The 12,963-nt window shown below is 45.4% G+C and carries 8 protein-coding genes; 2 read left to right on the top strand and 6 right to left on the bottom strand.

Annotation, left to right across the window (positions count from 1 at the left end; translation table 11 throughout):
- Together L4D74_RS11575 and L4D74_RS11570 are read right to left on the bottom strand one after the other, a co-directional pair.
- On the bottom strand, positions 1-5,952 hold a 5,952-nt coding region (locus tag L4D74_RS11575; RefSeq protein WP_428752257.1), incomplete at its 3' end, for a SpvB/TcaC N-terminal domain-containing protein.
- Complete coding sequence (locus L4D74_RS11570; protein WP_428752256.1) at positions 5,952-6,308, bottom strand: hypothetical protein; 357 nt, start codon at positions 6,306-6,308, stop codon at positions 5,952-5,954. The genes L4D74_RS11575 and L4D74_RS11570, both read right to left, overlap by 1 nt.
- A 279-nt stretch (positions 6,309-6,587) precedes the next feature.
- Here L4D74_RS11570 and L4D74_RS11565 point away from each other — a divergent pair, with 279 nt between their 5' ends.
- Entirely contained in the window at positions 6,588-6,953 is a 366-nt protein-coding gene (locus L4D74_RS11565; RefSeq protein WP_428752255.1) for a hypothetical protein, read from the top strand.
- 591 nt (positions 6,954-7,544) lie between these two features.
- Positions 7,545-8,483, top strand: coding sequence for a ribosome biogenesis GTPase YlqF (gene ylqF / locus L4D74_RS11560; protein ID WP_428752254.1), 939 nt, complete (start codon positions 7,545-7,547; stop codon positions 8,481-8,483).
- A gap of 132 nt (positions 8,484-8,615) precedes the next feature.
- On the opposite strand, the gene L4D74_RS11555 is transcribed toward ylqF, so the two are convergent.
- The 4 genes from L4D74_RS11555 to L4D74_RS11540 all read right to left on the bottom strand — a co-directional run bounded on the left by L4D74_RS11555 (position 8,616) and on the right by L4D74_RS11540 (position 12,899).
- Positions 8,616-9,551 (bottom strand): hypothetical protein, encoded by a 936-nt coding sequence (locus L4D74_RS11555; RefSeq protein WP_428752253.1) that lies wholly within the window; start codon positions 9,549-9,551, stop codon positions 8,616-8,618.
- Complete coding sequence (locus L4D74_RS11550; RefSeq protein WP_428752252.1) at positions 9,541-10,185, bottom strand: DUF1007 family protein; 645 nt, start codon at positions 10,183-10,185, stop codon at positions 9,541-9,543. Before L4D74_RS11550 ends, L4D74_RS11555 begins: the two co-directional genes overlap by 11 nt.
- A 13-nt stretch (positions 10,186-10,198) precedes the next feature.
- The gene (locus L4D74_RS11545; protein ID WP_428752269.1) at positions 10,199-11,482 is read right to left on the bottom strand and encodes a peptidoglycan DD-metalloendopeptidase family protein; all 1,284 of its coding nucleotides are present in this window, start codon (positions 11,480-11,482) and stop codon (positions 10,199-10,201) included.
- Between the two features lie 472 nt (positions 11,483-11,954).
- Entirely contained in the window at positions 11,955-12,899 is a 945-nt protein-coding gene (locus L4D74_RS11540) for an aldo/keto reductase (protein WP_428752251.1), read from the bottom strand.
- Positions 12,900-12,963 lie beyond the last annotated feature (64 nt).

The following is a 12,963-nucleotide window of genomic DNA, read 5'->3' as shown; positions in this document are numbered from 1 at the left end:
ACGTATCTGAGTATTAAGCGCAATAAGCTTGCCATCCGCGTAAACAAAGTGCTTATGTTGTGTTTCGCCATCATTGGTTTGAATGCGCTCGTACGTTTTACCAAAATAGAAGGTTTCGCTGCCATCGCTGCTTTGCTTCAAATAACGGTTGTGGTTCGCGTCGTAAGAAAACGCCACCGTATTGCCGTTACGGGTAATCGACGCGGGTTTGTTGAACTCTGTCCAAGTCAAAGAGCGCTCGCTAACACTACTGCCCTCTTTGTAGGTGCGCAGCAGATTACCCACTTTATCGTATTGGTAATTAAGCCCATTAGCCTGAGTCACCGCGTGTGGGCCAGCGTTTATTTTGCTGTAGGTATACGCCCCCACTCCTGTCTTTGAGGTGATGTTACCCAACTTGTCATAGCGAAAAGCAAACGGGCGGCTAAGGTCGGGGTTATTCACACCATGTCGAGCGGTATCCGCTACCGCTATAGTGTTACTATACACCCTGTCTTGCGCGTCATAGGTCCAGTTGTCTGTAATACCTAAGTTAAGGTCATGACGATAGGTCACATTATTGTGTTCATCATAACGGTAATGCAACTCTCGGATATTGGTGCTGCCATTGCGGGTTACAATCTGCTCTGGGCGACCTGTTGCTATATTATGTTGGTAACTATTGACTAAGCCATTCCCCAACACTTCTGCTAACGTGTGATCGTAGGCGTCGGTATCCTGACGTTGCCAATAGTATAGGTAAGCGCCACTTAACGCCGACGCTTCTAGCTGCGACTGATCAAGTACCAACTGCAAATAGTCTGCTTGACCAAACTCATTTGGTTTACCACAGCCCCCCCAATAGCTCGCCATCCGGCTATGTTTACCGCCTAGTTTTTTTGCATCATCACAGTACAGACCACTAAGCACCGCAACTTGTTCTGCCATAGTGATGAGGCTATCTGCAAGATCGGTATAGTGCTTCTGTTTGCTCGCGGCTAGTTTGGCGGCTTCATCCAAATCGTGCTTAGTGTAAGCCAACTCTTGCTCAGTGGCGCTGTCGAGCGACGCGACATACACATCTTCACTACTTAATAAAGATTGCTGACCATTGCCTCTATCTTTGACAACAAAGTCATGGGTTTTGATCAGTGTCTGTGCGTCTAATTCAGCAGGATTAATTGGCGTCAGTGTCGCATTATGTAAACGTGTCCCCGACGTTGTCTGGTAATAAGCGGTGTCAAAGCGATAGGCCCTTCCTTCAATCACGGCCTCTACCGGGATAATAGGACTTGGACCTATTAGCACCCACCCCATTGGGCGCAGATAGCACTCACCAGTATCGGTGCACCACTGGGCGAATTTGTGAGCGCCAGCGAGGCTTGCGATAGACGCTTTATCAAGTTGGTGTTCATTCAAAATACCACTGCGCAGTGTTTGGGCCTTGTCCTCATAAAATGTTTTTTGTTGGCTATACTTTTCTGCGCGACCTAAATAGCTATTCGCCAACGCGATCGCTTCGTCGAGTAGTTGTTTAATCTCGCCACGAAACTTAGCGGCACTAAACTCACTATCTGCTGCGCTGCGTGGGCTGCGTACCGCAGACAGGTAACCATAAGGGTTGTACACATACTGTACAGCTAAGCGTTCACTTGTCGCCCCCGCACCACCGTTTGGGCGTTCCTCCTGAGTCACTCGTTCATAACCATCATAGGAGTACTGAGTTGCAAAGCGCTCATCACCGACAGTCACCACTACCTCCAGCGGCAGACCTTGGGAAGTATAGGTATAATCTGTACTCTGCCCACGGCCACTAAAACGAGTCAGCGATCCTAGAGCGCTATTGCCATCATACTGCCATATAGAGGTAACTGAACCTTCTTTCTGGCTGACTTTACGACCTAGGCTATCGTAGACGATCGTCGTTGCTATATTGTTGGCATCGCGTTTATACGTTAATTCACCAAGGGCGTTATAACGGTATACCCAAGTCCCCATATCCGGATCAATAAGCTTACTGCGATGGCCAAGACTATCGTAATTGATGGTTGTGATATTACCCGCTGAATCCGTGCTGGTGTGCAATTTACCATCTGGATAGTAGGTATAGGTTTGGCTGGCGCTTAATGATTCACTTTTCTGGGTGATATAACCCATCACATTGGCGATCGTGGTGTGTTTGTTTCCTTTTGCGTCTAGCGCATCTGTACTCAGGCCCCGGTATGACGTAATAAACACGGCTTGCTTGCCACTACTGGCAGGCTCTGACTTTTCAATTTCTCGATTAAGCAAATCATAGCGAAAGGTCACTGTCGGTGCGTTATGTTGGCGTACAAAGTGTGGTCGAGTCATTGCGACTTTGCGCCCATTGAGATCCCAAGTGGTACGAATGCTAACCCATTGTCCATTAAAACCCTGATGCAAACGACGAACTTCTCGTCCAGCATAATCATACAGAGTCACTTGCTTGCCGCCCGTCGCCGACTCTGCGATAGCACAACTCACAGTTTCTGCTGTGGTATAAGGACACTTGGCACCAAGTTGGTAGTCGGTTGAGTTGGTATTTCCTTCTCCTGGTAACGTTTCGCTTACGGTACGCCCAAACGCATCATATCGATAGGTGGTCATGCGGCCCTTTAATGCCGCGGTTGTACGAGTTAAGCGCCCATTAGCATCATATACTGTTTGGCTTACATGCCCTTTGGAGTTTGTTGTGGTCGCGGGATACAGATTATCGGTATAGGTAAAGGATGTGGTTCGAGAACCAAAACCTGTCCCGGATGCCGTAGAAGCCGTCAGATTTCCGTAGCGATCGTACTGGTAACTCTCCGTTTTTGAATTATCTTCCAACCTAGTACTGGTGGATCCGTACGTGTTTCCTTTCGTAGTACGAGATGCGAGCAAGCCGTTTTCATGATATTGCAGATTACTTTCAATGGTACGCGAAGACACACCGTCATGTAGCGTGCTTGTTTCCTTCACTACTGCCGCCAACTTCCAAAACTGGTTTGGGCTTTCGGTGACAATTTCAGCTCCCGATGTCTCATTGGCGACCAGCATGGCGCTTTGATTACCGTGAGGATGGGTAACGCTCACTTGTCCACATTGGTAGACATTAGCAGCATCAAATTGGGCTTTTGATACGCTGACTAAATCACCAGAAAATTCGCTCGCACCATCCGTATTGTCACTTAGGCTTACCGAACGGTATTTAAAATACTCATCATAACGTTTTGCTAAAATAGGCGTGGACGGGCTACCTATCAATACAAATACATCATTAGGTTTAAAGTAAGTCTCGCCGCTGTCTGCGCAATACCGTGTTAATCCCGCAGAATACTGGCTCAACGTAGATGGCACCACGCTGCCAGCTTGCTGATTTAAGGTATAGACAAAGCGAGTCTGGTTAGATCCTGTCGATAGATAGGCCAGGTTAGTCGTACGTGTATACGAACCGGCTCCACTATGGCCACTGGTAAAGGTAGTGACTTCGCTTGTGGGGTTACCAAAACGATCTAAAGTACGGGTTGTTAGCTCTTGCTTATCCAGCACTTCTTGGCCGGGGCTGTACCAATTCTTGGTGACCTTGTTAGCATAAGTTTGATAGTACTTCGCCTGATAGCCTAAGTACGATTCGAGTTGGTATTCATAGCGAACATCTGATATTCGCTGTTTAGTGCTCGGCGAGCTCAGCGCCACTTTAAAAACCTGTGTACGAACCGGGTTGCCAGCCAGCTTGGGGTCATCTTGCTTGTACTCGGTCACGGTTTCTGTGATAACCGACGCCATTTCTGTTTCGGTAATGGAGGCAAAGCCGAGGAAGCCGCCGCCTTGTAGATGCGATCTGGCCCCTTGGTAGTGGTAGATATAACGGGTGGTATCGTAGCCTTGCGGTTGCTTTTGCACCTGAGCGACTAAATATCGGGCGGGGGTCAACTGCTTATAGGGAAAAGCATCAAGCGTGTTATTAGCAATATCATCCTTTTGATGCACCAAACTGTCGCTTGCGGGTCGATAAGTCACTTGGTAGACCAAGCCAAACTCATTGAAACGAGTGATTTTATCCTGCACTTTTGATACCGAGTAACGAATACTCACCTTAGCATCATCGTTTTCACGAGTCAGAATGTCAGCCCATCCGTCGCCGTTAATATCGCGCACAGCATACACGTCATTGCCGACATCTAAAATTGGCGGTGCTAGCTCTTGAACCGACGTTATGTCGGTTGATGCATTAGGGTCTAGGCCCTCATCAAAACGCTGCAAGCTTTGTACAGTGGCAATGGCACCGTACAGGTTGCGGTAAAACTTGCCTTTATGGACCAGTTCTGGGTAGCCGTCCCCTGTGATATCCGCCAAACGAACATCGTCATCGCTGTTTATTTGCAATTCTAGTTTGATTGGAGGGGCAAAGCCCGTACCCGTAAACTGATGCAGATATAAATGACCCGATCCAGTTGCCGGCCCAGTAAACACGTCTAGATAACCGTCGCGGTTAATATCAGCAAGACTCTTAAGTACCCTTCCGCCAGGCGATGATAAACTCCCTGAGAGTCCATTAGAAAGTTCATAGCGATAGTCGCCATTAGGAATATCAAAACGGTGTTTGTCATCACGGCCATCACCGTTAAAGTCTGCGACCAAGAAACCGTTTATAAGCTCGCCACTTCCATCACCATTAAAGTCCCCTGCATTCACACCTTTAGAGGGATATTTACATGAATCTCCGCCACAGCTACTAAAACGGCAATAGGTCACTAAATTGCCTTCGCCATCACTGTAAGAGGACGCGGCGTTCACGCTACAATTGTTCAACCCCAATGAGGGCGATAGCACACTGCCCTTTAACGTTAACGCACTAATATTACCGTGCGTATTTCCAGCTAAATCTCGGATAACCATCTTGCCGGTACTGCGGTTTTGGCTGATAACGCCGTAAAGATTATCTTTCCCGTTTCCGTCTACATCATAAAAGCGAGGGGCGTTATAATCCGTTGTCTCAGCATGACTAAACCCAACTTTGTCATGATTTTGCCAGTCAAAAGTAATGGGAGTGGCACAGTGATTAGAAACACAATACTGGATTTTTTCTAGCAGTGAGCGGCCACTCATTGGGATGGCTTTATAGCTAAGTTGATAACTTCCCACTCTCGCATTAACGCTGTTATAGACCGTTAGCTCCGTCAAGCGTTGGTTTTTAATGATCGCCTTGCCGCCTAAATAAACACGTTGCGTATCTTGACGCGCCGCATAGGTGAAAGTCAGCTTCCCACCCACATAGTCAATCTCTTCGATAAGCGGTACAGTTGAGCCATTAGGCTGAGTGTAGCGATAATCCAGAACGTTATTACGGGTAACATCGCTCTGCTTATTCATTAACCATTGGTAAGTCACATCACTGCTTGGAAGTTTGGCTTTCGCACCGCTGTGTTTACCATATTCGAACACGCTGCCATCTTTTTTCCACACCATAAAGTAGTCGGGAGCGCCCTCAACCGAACCATATGAGACAACCTTAGCGTAGCCATTTTTTTTAACTCGATATTCTGTGTGATGTCCGCCATCATTTCCGGTCACCGCAATCAAGCGCTGGCCATCAAGGCAGTAGCGGTCGTCGTTGTTGAAGTTAACACCGCCCCACTGATCATCCGATAACAGGTTTTGACCACAACGAGAGATAGCCGACAGTCCCCTTATCTGCCAGCCCACCCCAAGCGTTCCGTTCCCTCTATCGCTGCGATAACTGAAGGCAAGTTCTGGCTGAACCCCTGCCCGTCCGGGTAATGCTTCTATCGGAAGTGTATACCCTGCCTGCCCCCCGCTGGTGCGATATTGACCGGCTAAACTAATGGTGGCGTTATCTAAGCTCTGCGCGCTAGCATGACTGACTAAAAGAGCTAGCACGACTCCGATAGCCACCTTAGCAAACTGACCTAAAACGCCCTGACGCAGCATATTATTCTTCGCATCCATTATTTAGTTGACTCGTTATTTGTTATTATTAGCGTATTCAACCGCTGACGTAGTGCTATTATTCTATGACTGTCGCTCATCGTTTCTGGCATTACTTTAATATTGTCGATATTCGTAGCACGTAATAATTCAGGGTGTTTTTTCAAACGGTCCATCACGAGTTGTTGTAATTGAATGACGGGGGGTGGATATTCAGCATGCTCACTGAGTGTTATATTCTTTACTTTCACTTCTTCGCTAAGCACTTCGGATGCATCAACACTGTCATTTATCAATCCAACCCCATTGATAACCACCACCAATAGGAATGCTGCCAGCAAACCTGACATTATGAAAAATTTGGTATGAGTAATCATAGTTAAATATACATTCGTGACCGGATGAAATAGCAACACTACTAAAAATTGCAGAGTCGCACATGGAAATATTTATTAAACTATTCAATTTGTCGCAAAATAGAACCTACGAAATCATAAATAGTAAAATATCCATTGCAATGGTGAATATATATGATATCGTCACGCTTCTTTTATACACCACACCTTACATAAGTAGGCACTCGGTATTATTACCTTAGCAGTGTGGGTGTTTTTATTGCCTCTGGATAATTGACAAATAACTAAATAGGTTAACCAATGAAATACACGTTACTATTATTACTGGCTAGCTTGGTATCACTCAACTTACATGCCACCACCAATGCAGGGTCCGGTCAAAAATGGTATGGTCCCTATACGGTCGATAAAGTTGCTAGGTATTGGGATGGTAATCACCGTATGTCAGTTCACGTTACCGAAACGCCAAATACAACATGTGATGTCACCAATACACAACAGTTAGCCACTTATTATTATGGTACCAGCATAACTTTCATGCAACAGTTCGTTTCTGTACTTATGGCAGCTCAAGCCCAAAATAAGAAAGTCATGCTACTACTCGACTATACTTGTCATACTACTTACGGCTTGAACTTACATGGTATTGAAATACTATCTAACTAAGCTATACCGCGCTACCTAAATAACATTGCTGGTGCAGCATTTTCTTATCTACCAAGTATATCAGTATAAAATGGTGGTTAATGACGTAGAAGAGTATACATTACCCATTATTATAGGGTTTCAACTGCTGTCATTGATATTTCTTCCCGTATCAGCACTATTATTTATATTATCTCACATGGGGTATAGGCTTCTTCGACATCATAGGGGTTACCACTTCAATGTTAATCTCCCTTTCCTTCAAATCCATATTGTAAAAACAAATTCCATACTGTTTACAGGTGAGTGTTATTCACTATTTGTAGTATTAAGCAGTTATTACTGATATTAAGACCAAGAGTTTAATAGGTTGGAAACGGACACCTTCTATCAAACTTCAATGACCACGCCCCTGACTGATATGCCTCACAAACGCATACCTATTGCCCACTGCCACTTTTGTTTCGACAGGCAAAACCTCCCTACATACCCCTTGCCATCCGTTGATTGCCATTTTTATTGGCAAAAATGGCAATCAAACAGCGCTAACCCTTTACTATCTGTAAGATCCCCCTAAAATGGGCAAAAAATTTAACACTGAGGTTTTCATTCATGTCCATTCAATGGTTTCCGGGCCACATGCACAAGGCACTTAAAGAAATTGAGGAAGTGATTCCGCAAGTCGATGTCATCATCGAAGTCCTTGATGCTCGAATCCCTTTTAGTAGTGAGAACCCAACGATCGCGAGCCTACGTGGCGATAAGCCCGTCGTTAAAGTGTTGAACAAACGTGACTTAGCCGATCCAGAAAAAACTGAGTTGTGGATTGCACACTTAGAAAAAGAGCAAGGTGTGAAAGCCATTGCGATTACCACCAGTAATCAGCACGAAGTGCAGCAGATTCTTGAGCTCTGTCGAAAGCTGGCTCCAAATCGCGAAGCGATTGGTAAAAACATTCGCACCATGATCATGGGTATCCCTAACGTGGGTAAATCCACCATCATCAATAGCCTGGCGGGTCGCACTATCGCCGTAACTGGTAACCAGCCTGCGGTTACTCGCCGCCAGCAACGAATCAACCTGCAAAATGGGGTCGTGCTGTCTGATACCCCAGGAGTACTGTGGCCAAAAGTGGAAAACCCGCACAGTGGATTCCGCCTTGCGGCTACCGGTGCAGTAAAAGATACCGCGATTGAATACGATGAAGTGGCCTTTTATACGGTTGAATACCTTGCGCAGTACTATGCAGAGCGACTTAAAGAGCGCTACCAGATTGATGAAGAGCTACCAGAATCTGACCTAGAACTCATGGAGTTGATTGGTAAGAAGCGTGGTGCGCTGCAATCCGGTGGTCGTGTCAATCTTCACAAAGCTTCTGAGATTTTGTTGCATGAGCTACGCAGTGGCACACTTGGACAAATTACGCTTGAGCTGCCTGAAATGATCACCAAAGAGTTGATTGAAGTCGAGATTGAAGAAGCTCGTAAGACAGAAGCGAAAATTAAGAAAAAAGAAGAACGCCGTAAGCGCTATTTGAAGAATAAGCGCTAGTTATTACCGCTATCCGCTCAAAAGTCACTCAATAAAACGCTCTCTTTCATGAGAGCGTTTTTGTATTCGCCAACCCTGTCTCTCGAGACAGACCCGCGCCTTTAGGTAACGCACTACCTCAAAATCATACCACTAGAATATCGGTGACATTGTCACCTTTGCATTTACTAACAATGTCCAGCCTAGCCCCATATAAAAGAGATTAATTGCTAGCACGGTTATACTTTGCCAGTTTTCATGCGCTGGTGGCTCTGCCCCGTTGTCTTTTTTTTGAACGACAAAGCGGCGTTGGACACTTAGCGCTAAAATAGAGACCAACAGCAAAGATAAAAAACTGCCCACAAAGCTGGCAATTAACAATAGGTTTGCAATGGATTGTTCGAACCACATAGCGGTATAGAGAAATATAAGGCTAGTACTTAGACATGGCCGAAGCGCCACAACCAGCATTACCCCATAGGATGACGAAATATTGGACGCTCTGCTAGTAAATAGCATGGACGGTTCAATCTGCTTTACTTGATCGCTTTGCCTCAACAAAAATACCACTCGTTTAAGTACGCCAAATAGCCCGATTGCGAGCATACCTGCACCAACCCACTGATTAAGATTGCCCACTAACGTTATGGTGTCTTTAAACCCTAAGACTAAAACCCACTGCAAGGCAGATGCCACCAGCCAAGTACTCATCCCCTGTACGACATTGATTACCAAAGCAAAACCAGCTATCCGGCGTAACGTCGGTTTAGAGGCGTGCATAGCAATAAGCAATACCGACTTACCATGACCAGGACCCAGTGAGTGGACAAAACCGTAGCCACAAACAGCAAGAACCACCAGCCATTGTGAGCCGCTCCACCCACTTACGCTGAACAATTGCCCCCCTTCTTCTGGCTGATTCACCTCAAGGGCGTCAGTGAGGTGCTCTAACAACGTCCGTTGCAGCGATAGAAAACTCCAACGAAGGTAAACCCAGTTCTCAGCAATCCAATACAGTCCACCTATCAGCAACACGCTTAAAAGCACTATCGTGCAACCAAGCTTAATTCGATGTCGATTATTTACCACAATATATACTCACGGTTTGGCTAAAATGCTGGCCCAGATCCGCGTCTTCTTCGCTGTCTCTTGCAAGCGACATGGCGTAATTTTGAATGTCTTGCGATGGCGAGGGTTGTGCTAAGCCAATGTGGCATTGCGAAGATACTGCCGAACTCAGCTTAACCGATTGCGCTGATTTCCACGCGATATCAATGAAATACGTATTGTCATAGGTCTGAATGGCCAAACTTTGGTTCGAGAGTTCAACTGATTTGGATAGCGGCAACAAAAATACTAGTACCATTCGCTTGCCACGTTTTGTTAAGGAGTACGATGTGGGTATTCGAAATTTAAGCGGTGTTCCGTTCAAGTACAAATAGGTAAAATAATGAGTATTGAGCAAATTCGACATTAAACGCCGCGCTTCTTGTGATGCACGCTCCTCACTCTCGAAGATAGAAAAGTCGCCATCCAACGCATAGGCACTGGTGAATGGATCAAACACCCACTCCATTTCAAGACTCTCCATCTTAGTTCCTTCACCATGAATGGTTAGGGTATGACTTATCCAAGAGTGAGGGTGAGCATAGCAAACGGATGACAGTAACAGCGCAGCCATCAGCAACGATACGAATGTCATGATTCTACTTTTTGTCATCATAATATCTTCGTATCTATGAAGCATGCTGATCCGCCTGCTCCTCATTACGACGCAACCAATGCTCTGAAGACACATCATCAAACGTAGCAATCAACATCGCGAACGAATCTTGCTCTTTATCTGCTATCGATTGTGCTAATGGCAAATCAACACGCATTGGATCAACTGGGCGGTTACGCACCAGCACCTCAAAATGAAGATGTGCGCCAGTAAGACGACCAGAAGCACCAGACAAAGCGACCTTTTGGCCTCGCTTAACAAATTCACCCGGTTTTACCAAAAATCGACTTAAATGCAGATAGCGCGTTTTATAGATACTATTGTGTTCTATCACTAAGTATTTTCCTGCGTAAGGATGCTCTTTTAACGCCAGCACTTTTCCATCTCCTATGGAATATATTGGCGTACCAACCGGAGTGGCAAAATCAGTACCGTTGTGAGGAGTTATCCTTCCCGTGACTGGGTGTTTTCTGTGGCGATTAAAAGGCGATGTAATTCTGCGATATTCTTTAGCAATGGGGTATCGGTTAAAAGCCTGCTCTAAACTGTTGCCATCACGATCATAAAATCGTCCATCTTCAGCTAAAAAAGCCGACACAACGCCCCTCGCTAAATAAAAGCGTACACCTTGTATCTCAGCGTTTCCGGTTGAATGCGAACCTAGGTACTGTTCATTCACCAATACTTCAAATCGGTCGCCATGTCGTAAATCCCGAGCAAAGTTAATTTTCTCTGCCATGACACGGTTGATAATGGCGATTTGGCGAGAGCTCAACCCTTGCTTATTGGCAGATACAGAGAAACTTCCAACAATTTCGCCTATGTACATACGCGGCTTCCACTGCCCCTGCTCTTCTATGAAGTCATAATGAAACAGTGTCTGGTTTGGTTCTTCATCATTGTTGATACGAGAATAGACTGATCGTTCAACAAGGCTATGGTGATAAGTCAGTGCGATGAGCTGACTTGTTGACCTATCGACAACAAACTCTAAGCGCTTCTTTGGCACAAGATTATCGAGCTTTAAATCTGAGATATCCGCCGACAACAGTTCAGGTATCGTTGCGAGCGGCAGGGACAGCGTTTCGAAAATCGTACTTAACGAGTCGCCGGATTGAATAAGGTAATGGATACGTTCAACATTGGCCATGTTGAGCTCTGATGCCGATTCAAGATCTGAATCAAGCAAAACCTTGGTATCAAACGGGGTGACTTTTACGGTGTAGTCGTCGTTCTGCGCGTAAGTAGCGAGTGAGAAGGCATCTGCAATAAAGGAGCGACCACTGGTGAGTATCATGCCAACAAGAATAACAATGAAACAAATTATGCTAATGGCCAAAGGAAAGGGTCTGTACAACATAGGTAATGAGCGAATCACGTAAATTTGTTACGTTATAACATAACAATGCAAGAAAGAACAATCAGAGTGCGTACTTTAACGACATACTCATTTCTAGTCGTTTCTAAGATGTTCTATGGTTCTATGGTTCTATGGTTCTATGGTTCTATGGTTCTATGGTTCTATGGTTCTATGGTTCTATGGTAAAGAACACATAAAGAAAGAAACAAATAATTTGATGGAGCCGTAGTCTTTTATTGACAGACAAAGGGTGAGTCAGATTTCAGGCACAAAAAACCGCACGGCATAATGAAGTGACTTCATTTAGGTAGTTAGACCTAGCACGTGCGGTTGTTTTTAAGGCGCTAAACGGAAACGTTAAAAAATTCAATTCGTCTCTGTTTGTTAATGCCCGTTTATCGAATGATGGTTATGGCACACCATGACCTTTAGACGCAACCCAAACTCGGTACCATTGTTCACGAGTAAGTTCGATGTCCATCGCTTCGACAGCCGCTTGAACACGGTCAATTTTCCCTGAACCGATAATTGGTAATGGATTTGAAGGTAAACGTCTAACCCAGGCAAAGATAACTTGGTCGATACTACTTGCGCCCACTTCTTGACGAATCGCTTCAAGTTCACCGCGTACACGTTGCGCTTGATCTGACTGCCCAGAGAATATTTCGCCACCTGCAAGCGTAGACCATGCCATTGGAGAAACACGTAGCTGTTGCAACTGATCCAGCGTGCCGTCGTGAGCAACGTCAAAATTCAACGGATTAATTTCCACTTGGTTTGTGACTAGTGGCTTACTTAGACGGGATTGAAGTAGATCAAATTGACGAGGAGAGAAGTTCGAGACACCAAAATGCTTCACCTTGCCGACTTTATGCAGCTCGGTAAACGCTTCTGCCACTTCATCAGCGTCCATCAACACATCCGGACGGTGTATCAATAACACGTCAATTTCATTAATCCCAAGTCGCTGCAATGAATTATCTACAGACTGGTAGATGTGTTTTGCACTGGTGTCATAATGATTAATCTTGCGATCAGCGAATTTTTCGCTGCATAGATTAATATCACATTTAGTAATGATTTGAATCTCATCCCTGATCTGGCTATCTAACGCTAACGCTTCACCAAACAACTGCTCACATTCATAGTTACCATAAATGTCTGCGTGATCAACGGTCGTCACGCCTAGTGCGATATGCTGTTTGAGAAAGGTCAATCGTTCCTGAGGGGTCATTCCCCAATCGGCTAGTCGCCAATACCCTTGAACCAACTGTGATAATTCTGGCCCACTTGGCGCGGTGGTGACTTTCGAAACTGCTTTTGAATCAGATGCTGAAACCACTGTTGAAACCATAGGTTTACTCCTTATATTAGCCTGCCGATATCCTAAGCTTGTTTCACCTCACCCTCAATGGCTA

Source organism: Vibrio cionasavignyae (assembly GCF_050337155.1).
In the GTDB taxonomy this organism is placed as follows: domain Bacteria; phylum Pseudomonadota; class Gammaproteobacteria; order Enterobacterales; family Vibrionaceae; genus Vibrio; species Vibrio nomapromontoriensis.
This window is presented reverse-complemented; position numbering and strand designations above follow the sequence as displayed.

Coding starts and splice junctions, on each gene's coding strand:
- L4D74_RS11570 (WP_428752256.1), bottom strand. CDS start 6,308: ATGATTACTCATACCAAATTTTTCATAATGTCAGGTTTGCTGGCAGCA.
- L4D74_RS11565 (WP_428752255.1), top strand. CDS start 6,588: ATGAAATACACGTTACTATTATTACTGGCTAGCTTGGTATCACTCAAC.
- ylqF (WP_428752254.1), top strand. CDS start 7,545: ATGTCCATTCAATGGTTTCCGGGCCACATGCACAAGGCACTTAAAGAA.
- L4D74_RS11550 (WP_428752252.1), bottom strand. CDS start 10,185: ATGATGACAAAAAGTAGAATCATGACATTCGTATCGTTGCTGATGGCT.
- L4D74_RS11545 (WP_428752269.1), bottom strand. CDS start 11,482: ATGATACTCACCAGTGGTCGCTCCTTTATTGCAGATGCCTTCTCACTC.
- L4D74_RS11540 (WP_428752251.1), bottom strand. CDS start 12,899: ATGGTTTCAACAGTGGTTTCAGCATCTGATTCAAAAGCAGTTTCGAAA.